Source organism: Spirillospora sp. NBC_01491 (assembly GCF_036227065.1).
Lineage (GTDB): Bacteria > Actinomycetota > Actinomycetes > Streptosporangiales > Streptosporangiaceae > Spirillospora > Spirillospora xylanilytica.
On sequence record NZ_CP109432.1, the window covers coordinates 6,470,040 to 6,485,861 of the forward strand.

Annotated in this window: 14 protein-coding genes; 11 read left to right on the forward strand and 3 right to left on the reverse strand. The window is 73.5% G+C overall.

The genetic code is table 11. The features are described from left to right. Positions 1 to 73 precede the first annotated feature (73 nt). From OHA34_RS30050 to OHA34_RS30060, 3 genes are all read right to left on the reverse strand, one after another. On the reverse strand, positions 74 to 1,243 hold the full coding sequence (locus tag OHA34_RS30050; protein ID WP_329519602.1) for a response regulator receiver protein: 1,170 nt from the start codon (positions 1,241 to 1,243) through the stop codon (positions 74 to 76). Positions 1,244 to 1,327: 84 nt separating this feature from the next. Beyond that, positions 1,328 to 3,640, reverse strand: coding sequence for a serine/threonine-protein kinase (locus OHA34_RS30055; protein ID WP_329519603.1), 2,313 nt, complete (start codon positions 3,638 to 3,640; stop codon positions 1,328 to 1,330). 231 nt (positions 3,641 to 3,871) lie between these two features. After that, positions 3,872 to 4,144, reverse strand: coding sequence for a DUF4282 domain-containing protein (locus OHA34_RS30060; protein ID WP_329519604.1), 273 nt, complete (start codon positions 4,142 to 4,144; stop codon positions 3,872 to 3,874). 594 nt (positions 4,145 to 4,738) lie between these two features. On the opposite strand from OHA34_RS30060, the gene OHA34_RS30065 reads away from it, so the two are divergent. The 11 genes from OHA34_RS30065 (at position 4,739) to OHA34_RS30115 (ending at position 15,808) form a co-directional block, all read left to right on the forward strand. After that, positions 4,739 to 5,812: a hypothetical protein gene (locus OHA34_RS30065; protein ID WP_285938007.1), complete on the forward strand. Its 1,074-nt coding sequence runs from the start codon at positions 4,739 to 4,741 to the stop codon at positions 5,810 to 5,812. Continuing rightward, positions 5,809 to 6,504, forward strand: coding sequence for a Flp pilus assembly protein CpaB (gene cpaB / locus OHA34_RS30070; protein WP_285938006.1), 696 nt, complete (start codon positions 5,809 to 5,811; stop codon positions 6,502 to 6,504). Before OHA34_RS30065 ends, cpaB begins: the two co-directional genes overlap by 4 nt. Then, positions 6,501 to 8,105 (forward strand): AAA family ATPase, encoded by a 1,605-nt coding sequence (locus tag OHA34_RS30075; RefSeq protein WP_329519605.1) that lies wholly within the window; start codon positions 6,501 to 6,503, stop codon positions 8,103 to 8,105. Before cpaB ends, OHA34_RS30075 begins: the two co-directional genes overlap by 4 nt. A gap of 74 nt (positions 8,106 to 8,179) precedes the next feature. Beyond that, entirely contained in the window at positions 8,180 to 8,548 is a 369-nt protein-coding gene (locus OHA34_RS30080) for a TadE/TadG family type IV pilus assembly protein (RefSeq protein ID WP_285938004.1), read from the forward strand. A gap of 3 nt (positions 8,549 to 8,551) precedes the next feature. Continuing rightward, positions 8,552 to 9,910: a CpaF family protein gene (locus OHA34_RS30085; RefSeq protein WP_285938003.1), complete on the forward strand. Its 1,359-nt coding sequence runs from the start codon at positions 8,552 to 8,554 to the stop codon at positions 9,908 to 9,910. Positions 9,911 to 9,912: 2 nt separating this feature from the next. Next, the gene (locus OHA34_RS30090) at positions 9,913 to 10,845 is read left to right on the forward strand and encodes a type II secretion system F family protein (protein WP_285938002.1); all 933 of its coding nucleotides are present in this window, start codon (positions 9,913 to 9,915) and stop codon (positions 10,843 to 10,845) included. Next, the gene (locus OHA34_RS30095; RefSeq protein WP_285938001.1) at positions 10,845 to 11,747 is read left to right on the forward strand and encodes a type II secretion system F family protein; all 903 of its coding nucleotides are present in this window, start codon (positions 10,845 to 10,847) and stop codon (positions 11,745 to 11,747) included. The genes OHA34_RS30090 and OHA34_RS30095 overlap by 1 nt, the downstream gene beginning before the upstream one ends. Next, positions 11,731 to 12,996, forward strand: coding sequence for a sensor histidine kinase (locus OHA34_RS30100; RefSeq protein ID WP_329519606.1), 1,266 nt, complete (start codon positions 11,731 to 11,733; stop codon positions 12,994 to 12,996). Before OHA34_RS30095 ends, OHA34_RS30100 begins: the two co-directional genes overlap by 17 nt. Continuing rightward, the gene (locus OHA34_RS30105) at positions 12,993 to 13,751 is read left to right on the forward strand and encodes a response regulator (protein WP_285937999.1); all 759 of its coding nucleotides are present in this window, start codon (positions 12,993 to 12,995) and stop codon (positions 13,749 to 13,751) included. Before OHA34_RS30100 ends, OHA34_RS30105 begins: the two co-directional genes overlap by 4 nt. A 116-nt stretch (positions 13,752 to 13,867) precedes the next feature. Then, positions 13,868 to 14,167, forward strand: a complete 300-nt coding sequence (locus OHA34_RS30110; protein ID WP_329519607.1) for a hypothetical protein — start codon at positions 13,868 to 13,870, stop codon at positions 14,165 to 14,167. Between the two features lie 87 nt (positions 14,168 to 14,254). Then, entirely contained in the window at positions 14,255 to 15,808 is a 1,554-nt protein-coding gene (locus OHA34_RS30115) for a C40 family peptidase (RefSeq protein ID WP_329519608.1), read from the forward strand. Positions 15,809 to 15,822 lie beyond the last annotated feature (14 nt).

The following is a 15,822-nucleotide window of genomic DNA, read 5'->3' on the forward strand; positions in this document are numbered from 1 at the left end:
CTTGCTCCGCTCGCGGCTCACGTGCTCAACTCCGCTCTGGTCCCGCACCGGCCCCGCTCTGCGGCCCGCGCGTTCACTTCTCACGTTCCCGTCGGTGCTCGCGCCGTCCGGATCGGGCCCCAGTCTGCCGCGCCCCGGGGGAGACCGGGAGCTCGCGCACCCCGGGGTCGAGCCGCCACGTGACGTCGGAGCGGATCCCCGCGCCGGCCAGCCGGGCGCGGGCGGCCTCGAAGGCGTCGCACCACTCGCGCTCGCGCTCGGCGTCGACGCGCCGGTCGTCCTCGCTCTCGGCCGGACGCTCCCGCACCATCGCCGCCCGCACCTGGCTCGCGTCGTCCACCCGCATCTTGACGCTGTGGTCGGGCCAGGCGCCCTTGGTGAGCACGACGGCGCCGTCGTCCGCGGTCAGCGTCTCGAACCCGGCGTCGACCTCGTACCCCATCTCCTCGAAGGCGGAGGTGATGGAGCCGAGCACGTACCGGCGTTCGGCCTCGGCCTGCTCGGCGGCCTCCCGCTCCTGGGCGCGCCGGCGGACTTCGGCGCGCCGCTCCTCGGTGCGCCGGTTGGCCCCCTGGATGCGCAGCCGCACCTCGGTGATCGCCGTCTCGGCCTCCTCCGCGGTGCCGACACCGGTGAGCAGCGCCGCGGCGTCCGCCACCGCGCGCCGCTCGTCCTCGGGCGCGTCGGGAAGGAGCCGCGCCAACACCCGTTCGAGCTTCTGCCGGGCCTCGGCGGGGCCGGCGGCAGAGCGCTCGGCGCGGTGTTCCGCGTGGAGGGGCGGCGGGGACGCCCCTTGGCCGATGTCGGCGCGCAGGCCCTCCGCAGGGGCCGTGAAGACACGGGCGGACACCTGGGCGGCGAGGTGCTCCGACAGCCGCCGCTCGGACTCGTCCAGGGCCGCGTCGGTCGCGGCGCACCAGTCGGCCAGTTCGTCGGGCGCCTGGTCTGCGAGGACCAGCGGAGAGGGCAACGCGACCGCGTTCTCCGCGTGCACCTTCTCCCTCGTGCCCGCCAGGGCGGCGATGCGCGCGTTGCGCTCGACCACCTCGCGCAGCGCCCGTTCGTAGGTCTCGGCCTCTGCCAGTGCGGCGGAACGCGCCTCGGCCCGCTCCGCCGCCAGGGCGGCGAGGACTTCCGCGCCCCGTCCGGCCAGCCCGGCGGTACCGCCCAGCACCCGGTTCATACCGAGCGTGAGGACCACCGCCGCGTCCAGCGCGATGTCGGCCTCGACACCGGTGCTCATGGTCTCCTCCCCAGGCGGACGGGCCGGACCCGCCGCCGTGCCTTGGTGCGTGCTGTTCCATCACCCGTCACAGCGGGCCGTCCATCACGCTACGGCCTTTCGTCCGGCGTCCGCGTGGACCTGCCGCCAGCGGTGCAGCCGCACTCCGGCGGCGACGGCGTGCGCTAGGGGACCGGCCACCAGCAGGAGCATCCACAGAAGGATCCGCACCGTGCTGAGCAGGATCGTCAGGAAACCGATCAGCAGCAGCATCACGACGACGATGGCCACCGGCACCGCACAGCCGCGCCGTCCCGTCCGCTCGGCCGCCGAGGACATGGTCCGCGAGGCCGTGGACAGACCGCGGCTGCTCACACCGAAGAGCTTGGACAGCCCCGCCCACGGCCCGTGCGGAAGGTAGTCGGCCCCCTGCACGCGCGCGAGCACCACCTCGCTGCCGCACTGCACCGCCCACGCGGCGAACGAGCACACCATGAACAGCCCGGTGGGATCCTGCGCGGTGCGCGAGTTCTGCGTCGTCCCGTTGAGCAACGTGCCGAAGACCCAGCCGCCCAGCAGCCAGAACGCCAGCAGCGGGAGCGACCAGGCGACGGCGCGGACGACGGCGCCGCCCCGTCCGGCCAGGCGGCGCTCCTCCCGTTCGGCCCACTGCGCGCGCAGCGACTCCGAGCGCTGTTCGGCGGCGCGGACGTCACGCGTCCGGGCCTCCACCTCCAGTACGGCCTCGGGCGCGGCCCGCGTCACGGCGAGCAGCCGCATCGGATCGTCGCCCGCACCGTCCGCCAGCCACTCGAACCACGGCACCCGCTCCGCGACCGAGGCGCGGGCCCGCGCAGCCGCGTCCGCGAGCGCCCGCCGCGTCTCGGCCGGACGCGCGGCGAGCGCCAGCAGCGTGAGCAGGACGACCGGCGGGTCGTCGGCGGGCACCGGCGCCCGTCCACCCGCCACCCGGGAGTCGCCCCCACCCGATCCCGCCCGGCGCGGCCACGTGCCGTCCGGGGGCTCACCGGGCGCGCGGACGGCGGGACCGCCGGGACCCGACCCCGCGTCCGGGAGGCGGGCCGCGAGGCCGGGAGGCGTCGACTCGTGGCCGCGCAGCCAGCCCGCCAGGTCGTTCCACGCCCCGACGTGCGCCCGCCACTGATCGTCGACCCGGGCCAGCTCCCGGCCGCCGTCGAACCCCGCCAGGATCCGCAGCAGGCTCTGCTCCCACAGCTCGCGGCCGAGCAGGCACGCGGTGCGGTGATCGGGATGCGCGGCGTCGCCCGCCAGCGCGGCCAGGCCGGGCAGGTCCCCGGCGGTGACCCGGCGGCCGAGGAAGTGCGGCGGCAGCGCCGGATCCAGCCACCGCACCAGATGCAGCAGCTTCACGTCCGGCGCCAGCCCCGTGGTGAGGTAGCCGTCGACCAGGCCGATCCGGCTGTCGTCGGGGACCGCCGCCAGCCAGTCGCGCAGGCTGCGCCACGCCTCGCCGGCCTCGCCGCGTCCGAAGAAGTACAGCGCCGCGTAGTCCCACTCTCCGACCAGCGCGCGCGCGAGCTCGCCGCGGTCGTCGTAGCGGCGCCCGTTGAACGGCAGCCCCGTCCCCGGCAGGAGCGGCGCGGCCGGCGCCTCCTCGGGAACCGCGGGCGACGCCCCGTCGAGCCACTCCGCGACCTGCGCGCCCGTCCAGCGGCGGCGCGGATCGCGCGCGAGCAGCCCCCGGCACAGCAGCCGCAACCGCGGATCGGGCACGTCGTCGGCGCTGACCGGCCGCGTCGCCAGGTGGTCGACGACCGCGGTCTCGCTCAGCCCGAGGAACGGCGCCCGCCCGGTCAGCAGCTCCCGGACGATGATGCCCAGCGACCACCAGTCGCGCGCGGGCGAGACCTGCCCGGACAGCGACTCCGGCGCCGCGTACGCGAGCGTCCGCGACGACGAGGCGAACACCATGCTCTGGTCGACGGCCTTGCTCAACCCGAAGTCGGCGATCGCCAGCCGCAGCGGATCGGCCCCGAGCACCAGCACGTTCTCCGGCTTGAGGTCGCGGTGCACGACCCCCGTCCCGTGCAGCGCCGACAGTCCCCGCGCGAGCTGCGCCACGATCTCGGCGACCGCCTCCACCGGCAGCGGCCCCGCCATCAGCGCCCGCAGGCTCCCGTCCGGCGCGTAGGCGGTGACCTCGTAGTCACGGCCGTCGGCGTGCCCGGTCTCCAGGATCCGCAGCACGTGCGGCGAGTCGAGCGCGGGCAGCTTCGCCCACACCTCGCGGTCGGCGTGGTAGCCGCGGCGGAACACCTTCACCACGTACTCGCCACCGAGCGCGTCCCGGACGAGCAGCAGATCCGACTCGGCGCCCTGCACCGGCAGCTCGGCCACCGCCTCGTAGCGCTCGGCCAGCACCGCGGGCAGCCGCATCAGCGGACCCCCCGGCACCTGCCCCGGCACGTCCCGCCGGGTCGTCCCGCCTGAGGGCGGCGCACCCTGCGGAGGCCGCGGCGGCGGGACGCGCGGATCGCGCCGCGTCACACCCGGATCGCGCCGCGTCTCCCGCGGGGGCACGCCGTCTCCCGGCCCTGGCTCCTCGAAGTCGGCCACCTGCGCTGCCCCGTCTGTGTCGCGTGACTCCCGGCGAGCCTAACGCCACCTCTAGATCTTGTCCTTGATGATCCGGAGGTACTCGCTGACCTTGAACTGGTTGATCAGGAACTCCAGTGTCATCCGCGTCATCAGGACCTGGAAGAGCCACACGAAGGGGCTGGCGATGAGCGTCATGACGCCCAGGGTCGTGTTCCATTCGAGGAACGCCACTCCGTACCAGACCATGACGAGCGTGAGCAGGCTGATGACCAGGAGTGCCAGCGTGTAGATCAGCTTGATCATCTTGGCGGTGACCATGTGGTCGAAGTTGGTGTCGAGCAAGGCGCCGATGATGCCCTTGCTCTTCGGCCCCACCGGGCCCGGCGGGGCCCATTCGGGTTGCTGCGGTTGTTGGTACTGCGGGGGAGGAGCGGGAGCGGGGCTTTGGGGGCGGGGGCCTGGGACGGAGGCCGGGTGGGGTGGGGGAGGCGGGCCGTAGGGGCCGCCCGGTCCGCCGGGACCCGGCGGGCGCTGTGGCTGACCGGGGGCCGGTGGGTTCGTCATCGCCGTCTCCTGGTGCTTGGGGACCGTCCGCTGGAAGGGCAATAAGCGACTCTAGAACGGTTCCCCCGTGGGACGCGGGAACGCCTCTACGGTGGTTCGGGCCTTTGGTGCAGGACCCTGCCGCTGGCCCATGGGCGGGACGGGCGGTCGCGGTGGGCTAGACCCGGGCGCGGTTGGGCCGCCCAGAGGGCTCACCGGGGGTCGGAGGGGGAAACACCGGCACGGCTGACCTGGGCCTATGTCGACGGTAGGTCCTGGGGCCCAGTCGAATCCGCAAGGGTTTGGGTTCTTGGGCCCTAGGGACGACCTGGCCCGGGTTGGCACAGTCGGGCACATGGGGACACGGAGCAGACCGAGAGCCCGGGGGAGAGGGTGACGGCCGTCGTCGTGCTCGCCGACATTCCGAGCACCGGGTTCCTCACCGGGCAGGAGGCGGAGCGGATCGCCCCACCGGCCGCCCGGGAGCCCCTGGACGACGCCGTCGAGCGCCTGTGCCGGCTGTCCGAGACGAACGAGGCCGTGCTGGTGCTCCGTCCGGCCTGGCTGGACGGTCTCGGCGCGAAGGCCGTGCGGATGGCCCGGTTGGCGCTCTCGACCGACCGCATCGCCGGGATCTCTCTGAACCTGCCGCCCTTGGCGCTGTCCCTGATCGGCGACCAGCTCACCTTCGTCGCCCCCTACATCGCGCCCGGGAAGCTGGCGGCCCTGGCGGGACGGCTGGGCCAGGAGATCCATTCGGGGGCCTGGCTCCGGAGCGTCGCGGGGCTGGAGCACATCCCGACGGGGCTCGGCCAGCATGTGGCGTCGTACGTTCCGGGGGGAGGGTTCCTCGTGTCGGCCTCGCCCCACCAGGAGGTGCGGCGGCTGGTCAAGAACGGGCCCGTGCCCCCGGCGGCCTTCCGTCCCGCCGACCCGGTGCACATCCTGGCCGCGCGCGAGGGCGCCGACGGCGAGTGGTTCAACGAGCGGTTCGTCCCAGCCGCGGCTGCCGCGACGGTCACGTTCGTGGACGCGCAGCCGCTCGGCAGGAAGTTCTGGGGAAGCGGCAAGTACGTGGAGTTCGTCGTCCTCAGCGGGCATCCCAAGGCGATGCCGCGGGCGGTGGCCGCGACCCGGTGCGAACCCTGCGCGTGGTGCGGTGAGCCGAGCGGGCCCGCCGGATGCCCCTTCTGCGGAACGTGTCCGCCGCCCGGGCCGGGCGGCGTCCCCCAGGAGCAGGCGGTGGGCATCGTGCAGGACGCGGGTCGGCCCGCGCCCGCTTCCGGCGGGGTCGTGCAGATGGCGCGGGACGAGAGGGCCGCCACGATGTCGCTCGTGACGGGGCCCGCCGCCGAGTCCAAGCTCGACCGGCCGCGGGCCGTCGGGCCCCAGATCGCCGGGTCTCGTGTGGGCGGGGCCGGGACGCACGCAGAGTCGCCGTCCGAGGCGAGGAGTGGAGTGTCATGAACCCGCGACAGCGGCGGGGGGTGCTGCTGATGACCGTCGCGGTCGTCGGCGCGGCGGCCGTCTTCGTGATGGTGCTCGGATACGTCAACCAGGTCCGCTCCGAGGTGGGACGGATGACGGGCGTCCTCCAGCTCCAGTCCGAGGTCGAGCCGTTCCAGCCGATCCAGGACGGGATGCTGCGGCGGGTGCAGGTGCCGGAGAAGTACCTGCCCGCCACGTTCATCGCCGATCCGGCCGAGATCCAGGGCAAGGTCGCCGCGTCCGTGCTCCCCAAGGGCGCCTACCTCCAGCAGGGCATGCTGTCGGACGCGCCCGACCTCAAGCCCGGCCAGCGCGAGATCGCGATCACGATCGACGCGGAGACCGGTGTGGCGGGCAAGGTGTACCCGGGCGCGATCGTGGACGTCTACGCGACGTTCAGCGGCGGCAACAGCGCGTCCTGCGCGGTCCGGGTGCTCAACCGGGTGCAGATCATCGACGTGGGGCAGCTCCGCACCGAGCAGGGCAAGGAGGCCGGCGGCGGCGGCGCCACGGTCGTCCCGGTGACGTTCGCGCTGGATCCGGACGCGACGCTCAGCCTGACCTACGCCGAGAGCTTCGCCGGGAAGGTGCGGCTGGCGCTGGTCGGCGGGCAGAGCGACGCGAAACCGCCGACCAACCAGCTCTGCAAGACGCCCAAGGCCGCGCGATGAGCTTCGAGATCTTCATCGGCGCCGCGGACCACGAGCTCGTCACCGGCCTGCGGACCCAGGTCGAGGAGCTCCCCGACGTCCGGATCGCGGGCGTGGAGACGACCTCGGCGGCGCTGATCGGCCTGGTCGCGGGCGAGCCGCAGCTGGACGCGGTGCTGATCGACGAGCGGCTCGGGCCGCTGCCGGCCCGGGACCTGATCCGCGAGCTGGCCCTCGCCCGCCCGCACCTGGCCGTGGTCATGATCGCGGAGACCGCGAGCGCCGACGTGCTGGCGCTGGCGATGGAGGTCGGCGCGCGGGGCGTGCTGTCGCGGCGGCCGTCGCTGGAGGAGCTGCGGTCCCGGATCGCCTCGGCCGCGCAGTGGACCCGCAGCATGCGTCCCTCGCCGGACGGCCCGCCGGGTGCGGCGCTGTCGTCCCGCCGCGGCGAGATCCTCGCGGTGAGCGGCGGCAAGGGCGGGACGGGGACGACGACGCTCGCGGTCCATCTGGCGCTCTCGGCGGTCGGCCCCGGCCGGTCGGTCTGCCTGGTCGACCTGGACCTCCAGGCCGGGGACGTCCCGGCCTACCTGGACCTGGCGCACCGGCGCAGCATCGCCGACCTCGCCGAGGCCGCGGGCGACATCGGCGGCTCGATGCTCGCCGAGACGCTCTACGTCCACCCGGCCGGGCCGCACATCCTGCTCGCGCCCGCCGACGGCGAGCGGGCCGACGACGTGACCGGGCAGACCGCGCGGCTGGTCCTCGGCGCGCTGCGGGCCCGCTACGACCTGGTGGTGGTCGACTGCGGGACGCTGATGACCGCCGCGAGCATCACCGGGGTCGAGCTGGCCGACCGGGTGCTGGTGACCGTGACCCCCGACCTGCCCGCGCTGCGCGGCGCCAAGCGGCTGGCCGGGCTGTGGGAGCGGCTGGACGTCCGCAACCCCGAGGACGTGACCGCGGTGCTGGTGCGGCACAGCCGCAAGAACGAGATCCAGCCGGACCTGGCCCGCAAGATCCTCGGGATCCCGCTGTCGGACGTCACCGTCCCGGCGGCGTTCCGGGCGCTGGAGGAGGCCGCGAACACCGGGGCGCCGGGCGCGGTGACCGACGGCGGTTTCCGGCGCGCCGTCCAGCGGCTCGCGGCGGACGCGGCCCCGGCGGTGAAGGAGACCGCGCCGGCGGGCGGCGGCGGCCGGTTCCCGAAGGGCGGGCTGTTCGCCCGCGGCGACGGCGCGCGGGACGGGGGGTTCGTCGAGTTCACCGGGATGCTGCCGCTGATCGGCATGGTCCTGGTCGCGGTCTGGGAGATCTTCGTGCTCGGGATGAGCGCGACCTACGCCTCGCACGGCGCCAATGAGGGCGCCCGCACGGCGGCGGTCAGCGGCGACCGGGCGCGGATCGAGAAGGACTCGCTGGGCCGGATGACCGGCATGTGGGGCGACGCGAAGCACGCCAAGGTGCACTACACGACCGACCCGAAGAACCCCGACTACGGCTACGTCCGCGTCGAGATCAAGGCGCCGCTGCTGTTCCCCGGGGTCTTCCTGCCCTGGACGATCGGCTCCCGCTCCAAAATCATTTCTGAGCGGGACGTGCCAGTGGGGGTCCCGGCATGAACCGGCCGGCGCAGCCCGGCACGCGGCTCGGCGCACGCCCGGGCGCCCGGTCGCATGCGCGGCCGGAGGTTCGGGTGAAAGCGCGGCCGGACCTGCGGCGGGACGCGGGGGCCGCGGCCATGGAGTTCATGGCGACGATGCCGTTCGTCATGCTGGTCATCTGCATGTGCTTCGAGGCGATCGTGGCGTTCATGGTCGTCGAGCGGGTCGAGAACGCCGCCCGCGCGGGCGCGCGGGTGGCGAGCATGCGCGGGTCGACCGACGCGGGACGGGCGGCGGCCGGCGAGGCGATGCCGGGCTGGGTCAACGACGAGTCCGTGCAGGCCGGCTGGTCCAGGGGCGGCGGGATCCAGGTGACCGTCCGGGCCCAGGTGCCGCTGCTGTGGAAGGGGATCCCCGTTGACTTCGGTGTCACGCGCCGCGTCGAGATGCCGGTGGGCTGACCGATGGGACTGAAGGACAGGCGGGCCGGCGAGCCCGTCCCCGCGCCGGGCGCCGACCGGGGCGTGTCGTACTGGCGGCAGCGGCTGCTGGCCGAGATCAACCTGGACGACCTGGCCGTGCTGGACCTGCCGCAGCGGCGGGCCCGGCTGGAGAAGGTCATCGGGCACATCATCGGCCGCGAGGGCCCGGTGCTGTCGACCCGGGAGCGGATCGACCTGATCCGCCGGGTGGTCGACGAGGCGCTCGGGCTCGGCGTGCTCGAGCCGCTGCTCGCCGATCCGTCCGTCACCGAGATCATGGTGAACGGTCCCGGCAGCGTCTACGTCGAGCGCGACGGGCGGCTCCAGCGGGTCGGGGTCACGTTCGCGACCGAGGACCAGCTCTACCAGACCATCGACCGGATCGTGTCGCGGGTGAACCGGCGGGTGGACGAGTCGACCCCGATGGTCGACGCCCGGCTGCCCACCGGCGAGCGGGTGAACGTCATCATCCCGCCGCTGTCGCTGGTCGGCCCGGTGCTGACGATCCGCCGCTTCCCGCGCGCCTACCGGCTGGAGGACCTGGTCGGGATGGGCGCGCTGGACGGGCCCACCGCCGAGCTGCTCGGCGCGTTCGTCCGGGCCCGCTTCAACCTGGTGATCACCGGTGGTACCGGCACCGGGAAGACGACCCTGCTGAACGCGCTGTCGCAGTTCATCCCGTCCCGGGAGCGCATCGTCACGATCGAGGACTCCGCGGAGCTCCAGCTCATGCAGGAGCACGTGATCTCGCTGGAGTCCCGGCCGTCCAACATCGAGGGCGCCGGCGCGGTGACCATCCGCGACCTGGTCCGCAACGCGCTGCGGATGCGCCCGGACCGGATCGTGGTCGGCGAGGTCCGCGGCGCCGAGACCCTCGACATGCTCCAGGCGATGAACACCGGCCACGAGGGGTCGATGGTGACCGTGCACGCCAACAGCCCCGACGACGCGGTGTACCGGCTGGAGACGCTCGCCAGCATGAGCGAGGTCAACATCGCGTTCGAGGCGATCCGCGACCAGATCAACAACGCCGTCGACGCGGTGGTGCAGCTCGGCCGCGGCGAGGACGGGTCGCGCCGCGTCGTGGAGATCGCCGTGGTCGTGTCCACCCGCCGCGAGCGGTTCCGGCTGAAGCCGCTGGTCCGGTTCGAGGCCGATCCCCTCGGCGCCGACCGGGTGGTGCGGGGCCGCTGGCTGTCGGCGGCGCTGCCCGCCAAGGTCGCGTCCCGGGTGATCGCGGCGGGTCAGGCGATCCCCGCGGGCGTCCAGGTCGCCGCGGACGACGGCGCCGGACGCGAGAACGCGATGGACGAGTTCACCCCGGTCCGGGAGGTGTCCTGACGATGGCGGTCCCCTATCCGGTGATCCTGTGCGTCCTCGCGGTCGTGCTCGGCTTCGCCGTCTTCGGGCTCCGCGACATCGTGGGCGGCGCCGACCAGCGGCGCCGACTGTCGGCCCGCGGCACCCTCGGCGGGGTGGTGGACGGCGGCCACGGCCTGCACGACCGGCTGGACGCCCGGCTGCGCCGCACCGCGGTCGGACGCCGGGTGGCCCGGCAGTTGAGCACGGCCGGCGTGCCGGTGCGGGTGTCGACGTTCGTCATCGGCCTCGTCCTGGCGGTGCTGCTCGCGATCCTGGTGATGAGCTGGGTCTTCGCGCCGCTGTTCGGGTTCATCTCGGCGGGCCTGGTGGTGGTCGGCTTCTTCGGCTACCTGCGCCGGGAGGAGGGGCGCCGCCGCGAGGAGTTCATCGCGCAGCTCCCCGAGCTGACCCGGGTGCTGACCAACGCGACGGCGGCCGGGCTGGTCATCCGCACCGCGATCGAGATGGCGGCCGAGGAGCTGGAGGAGCCCGCCCGGACCGAGCTGACCCGCACCGCCGAGGCGCTGCGGGTGGGCCAGCCGCTGGACGAGGCGCTGCGCGAGCTGTCGGACCGGATGCCGTCCAGGGAGCTGGCGGTGCTGGTCAGCACGCTGGTGGTCGCGTCCCGCTCGGGCGGTTCGCTGGTCACCGCGCTGCGCAATATCGTCGACGCGCTGGAGCAGCGCAAGGAGACCAGACGCGAGGTGCGGACCATCGTCGGCGGTTCGGTCGTGTCGGCCTACTCGGTGGTCGGGATGGGGTTGGTGTCGATGTTCGGGATGAACTTCGTCGAACCCGGGGTGCTCGGCCGGATGGCCTCCAGCCTGCTCGGCCAGGTGCTGCTCATCGTGGCGTTCCTGCTCCTCACGGTGGGCGTGGTGCTGACCCGCATGCTCAGCCGGATCGAGCCCTGATGCCCGGCTCACCGCTGTTCATGGCGGCGCTGGCGGCGCTGTGCGTGCTGGCCCTGATCTGGGGCTGGAACCTGGTGACCGGGGACCGGCCCGTGACGATGGACGCCGTCAAGAACCCGCGCCGGACGTCGCCGGGCGGCGTGCCGGCGCGGCTGTCGGCCGCGGCCGAGCGGGTGGGGACGCCGATGGCGCCCTACCTGCTCCGGGCGATGGGCGGCGCGCTGCGCGAGGGCGTCCGCCGGCGGATCGAGCTCGCCGGGCGTCCGGGCGGCCTGACCGTCGAGCGGTACGCGCGGCAGCTCGCCGGCAACGTGGTGATCTTCGGGGGTGTGGGGCTGTTCATGCTGCTCAGCGGGCAGGGCCTGCTGGGGGTGGCCCTGATCGTCGTCGGCTGTCTACAGTTGGACGTCACCCTCTGGGGACAGGGGCGGACGCGGCAGGAGCAGATTCAGCGGACGCTGCCCGACTTCCTCGACGTTCTCGCCGTGACCGTATCGGCGGGCCTCAGCTTCCGGCACGCGCTCGAGCGGGTGGTGGAGAGCATGCCGGGGCCGCTGGCGGAGGAGATGCGGGTGACGTTGCGGCAGATGGAGATCGGCACGCCGAGGCGCGAGGCGTTCGAGGACCTGCGGCGCCGCAATGACTGCGACCCGCTGTCGAGCTTCGTGACCGCGATCCTCCAGGCCGAGGAGCTCGGCGCGTCGCTGGTGCAGGCGCTGGCCGACATCAGCATCGACATGCGCAGGGAGTCGGCGCAGTTCGCCCGCAGGCGGGCGCAGCGAGTGGAGCCCCGGCTCACCCTCGTCACCGCGTTCGTCATCATGCCGGCCGTCCTCATCCTGCTGGTGGGGGCGCTGGCCTTCGGATCCGCCAAGGAACTGAGCAATGTCTTCGGCGGCTGAGCGCGGGCCCGCCCCGCCGGACGGGGCGGAGGTGCCGGGCGAGGCCGACCTCACCCTGTGGTCCCGGGTCGGCATCACCTTCCGCATGCTGATGCAGTTCCGGGTCTTCCTGGTCGCGATGACGACCGTGCTGATCCCGCACGACCGGGTGACACCCGCACTGCTGTTCCTGCTCGCGGTCGTCGGCGTCCTGTCGTGGCTGGTGGCGCACGCGTGGGAGAGGTTCCTGCCGCGCGTGGCCCGGCATCCGGTGCTGCTCTGCCTGGACGCGTTCGTCGCCTACGCGGTGCTCGCGCTCGGCGGGGTCTCCGGCCCGTTCTTCCTCTTCACCGTGATCACCTCCGCGGTGGCGGGCGTGCTGTACGAGTGGCGGGCGCTGCTGTGCGTGTGCGCCCTCCAGATGTCGCTGTTCTTCATGGCGGCGGCGCGGACCGACCCGCCGCCCGGCGCCGAGACGATGATCGGGCTGCCGATCTTCTATCCGTTCGCCGTCTGCGCGGGCGTCGGGCTGTACCGCCTGTTCGAGCAGTACGCGGTGGCGATCGAGGCGCGGCACCGGGCCGAGACCAGGGTCGCCGCGGCCGAGGAGCGGGCCCGGCTGGCCCGGGAGATGCACGATTCGCTCGCCAAGACCCTGCACGGGATCGGGCTGACCGCGACCGCGCTGCCCGTCGTGCTGCGCAAGTCGCCGCAGCGCGCCGAACAGCAGGCGGAGGCGATCGCGTCCGCGGTGCGGGTCGCCGGGCAGGAGGCCCGCGCGCTGATCGCCGACCTCCGCGACGACCCCGGCGACCGGCCGTTCGGCGTGGTCGTCGCGCAGATCGCGGACGCGTGGGGGCGGGCGACGGGCGTGCCGGTCCGGACCGAGCTGCCGGACGGCGATGTCGAGCCGCCGCCGAACGCGCGGCACGAGGTGGTGGCGATCCTCAAGGAGGCGCTGGAGAACGTGGCCAGACACGCGGAGGCCGCCCAGGTCGAGGTGTGGATCGGCATGGAAGGAGACCTGATGACGTTGGCGGTGCGGGACGACGGGCACGGATCGGGCTCGCTCGGGGCGACCACCGAGCGGCTGGAGGCGCTGGCGGATGCGGGGCACTACGGGGTCGTCGGCATGACCGAGCGCGCGCGCCGCGCCGGCGGGGACCTGGCGGTGTCGTCGTTCCCGGGACGGGGCACGACGGTCATGGTCTCGGTGCCTCTGGGCGGCGGCGCGCCGGGCGGCGGCCTCCGCCGGGCGGCGGGCGCATGACCGCCTCCGCCGACCGGGCCGTCCTGCGGGTGATGGTGGTGGACGACAACCCGGTCGTCCGCGCGGGGCTGGTGGCCCTGCTGGAGATCGACGACGGCATCGAGGTGGCGGGCGAGGCCGCCGACGGGCGCCGGGCGGTCGACCTGGCCGGCCGGCTCCGCCCCGACCTGGTCCTGCTGGACGTCCGGATGCCGCTGGTCGACGGGGTGGAGGCGGCCCGGCTGCTCAGCGGGTTCACCCAGGTGCTGATGCTCTCCTACACCGACGACCCGGTGGTGATCAGGTCGGCGATCCGCAATGGCGCGGTCGGGTACCTGATCCACGGCTCGTTCGCCGGGGAGGACCTCGCCGGCGCGGTCCGGGACGCGGTGTCGGGCGCGTCCAGCCCGCTGTCGCCGGCCGCGAGCCGCGCGGTGGTCTCGGCCATCCACGACTCGGTCGAGGAGCCGGGCGACCCGCGCCGGGAGCAGGACTCGCTCGGGCTCTCGGCCCGGGAGACCGACGTCATGGACCTGATCGCCCAGGGCCACTCCAATGGCGACATCGCCCGCCTGCTGGTGCTTTCAGAGAAGACCGTGAAGAACCATGTGAACCGCATCTACGCGAAACTCGGCGTGCAGAACAGGGCCGCCGCGGTGGCGCACTGGCTCGGCACCGCGGGCAATATTCCGGAGCGGTCGGCGGCGGCGTCGCGGGGCCGCTGGAAGGGACTCTCCGGGGGCTCCATGAGGGACCTGCGGAGACGCCATGGCTAGGTCCCGAGGTTGGGCCCGGAAGTGGGTCCTGGGACTCTGGGGACTTTTTCCCATCTTTTCTACTCTGAGTCCAGTTGGAAGCGGACTTGGACGGGTTCGGGAAAGCGGAGGATGACATGGGAAATCTCCTGGCTGAATGCGGCGGTCGTGCACGTGGCCTGGCCGGCCAGTGCGCACGGGTGTTCCGGGCGGCCGGTGACCGCGGCAGCGCCTTCGGCGAGTACCTCGGCGTGCTCCTGCTGGTCGTGGCCATCACGACGGCGGTCGTGACGACGGGCGCCGGCAGCATCGGCGAGAAGTTCAAGAACGGGATCGGCGGCGCGGTGGACAAGATCGTCAACAGCGGCGGAGACAAGCCCGCGCCGGCGGAGAGCGGGTCGGCCACGCCCAAGCCCTCGCCTTCTTCGACCAACTAGCGGACCGGCGGCCTGAACGGCGGCCGCCGTCCGGCCTTGTGAACGCCGGCCGAAGACCTGGGATACAAAGAAGCAAGAGTGGGCGTAGTGAGACGACGCATTCTGCGTGGTGAGGACGAGGGCGGCGCTCAGCTGACCCTCCTTCTCGCCATGGTGGGGGTGCTTTTCCTCGTCCTTCTCGTCGTCCGCGTCGCGCACGCGAACGACATGCGGTCCAAGGCTCAGACGGGGGCGGACGCGGCAGCGCTGGGGGCGCTGGCGCCCCTCCGCGACGAGGCGATCAGGCTGGCCCGGAGCGGCACCGATCCGGCCGGGATCGGGTTCTGGGCGGCGGACGGCTCGGCGGCGAAGTCGCGCGAGTACGCCTGGCGGAACGGCACGACGCTGGTGGGCCAGCCGCTCGTGTCGGGGGTCCTCGGGCACACCGCCAAGGCCACGGTGGTGACCCAGGACTGCCAGCCCCTCGAGAGGGGGGAGAAGTCGTCCGAGTCGGTGCGGTGCGCCGACGAGAACGGGCGCGACGGCAAGGGCCGCAGGGGCGCGGCGGCGGCGATCGCCCGGCTGACCCTGCCCGGCTGCATGTACGAGGCGCGTCCGCGCAAGCACAAGGACGAGAACCAGATCGACCCGACCGCGCTGGTGTGCGGAGGCGTCACGGTCTGGCGGTCCGACGTCGGTCCCACGAACTACTCCGCGGTCTCCCTCCTGTTCAAGGTGCGGCTGGTGGAGCGCGAGGACGACTGCTCGTTCGGCGGTTCGGCGGCGCAGCCCGCGGCCGGCGGCGACGCCTCCGACATCCCCGCCGACTACCTCAAGATCTACCGGGACGCCGGTAAGCGGTCCGGCATCCCCTGGACCCTGCTGGCCGGCGTCGGGAAGATCGAGACCGACCACGGCCGGTCGAACCTGCCCGGCGTGCACGGCGGCGAGAACTACGCCGGCGCCGGCGGCCCCATGCAGTTCCTCGCGCCGACCTGGTCGTCGTACGGCGTCGACGGGAACAACGACGGGAAGAAGAACCGCTACGACCCGGCGGACGCGATCCCCGGGGCCGCGAACTACCTGAAGGCGTCCGGCGCGCCGCAGAACGAGCGCAAGGCCCTGTGGGCCTACAACCACTCCACCAAGTACGCCGACGACGTCCTGTCCTGGGCCAGGCGCTACGGCGGCGGCGGGTTCGGGGTGTCCCCGGCGACGCCGGTCGCGGTCGAGTGCGGCGACTCAGGCGGGTTCGTCGGCGCCGACGTGAAGATCCCGCCGGGCATCGCCGGCAGGATCATCGCTTTTGCCCGCGCGCAGCTCGGCAAGCCGTACGTGTGGGGCGCCGCCGGTCCCAACTCCTTCGACTGCTCGGGGCTGGTCATGCAGGCGTACCGGGCGGCGGGCATCGCCATCCCCCGGGTCACCACGCCGCAGTGGAACCAGACCCCGCACATCCCGAACGGCACCGAGCAGCCCGGCGACCTGATCTTCCTGCACTACGGCGGCAGCATCTACCCGGGCCACGTCGCCCTGGTCATCGGCAACGGCCAGATGATCGAGGCGCCGCGTCCCGGCAAGAACGTCCAGCTCTCGTCGTACAAGGGCAACTCCCACATCGTCGGCTTCACCCGCCCCTTGACCCGTTCCGCCGCCGCATGACCGAGGGGGACGCG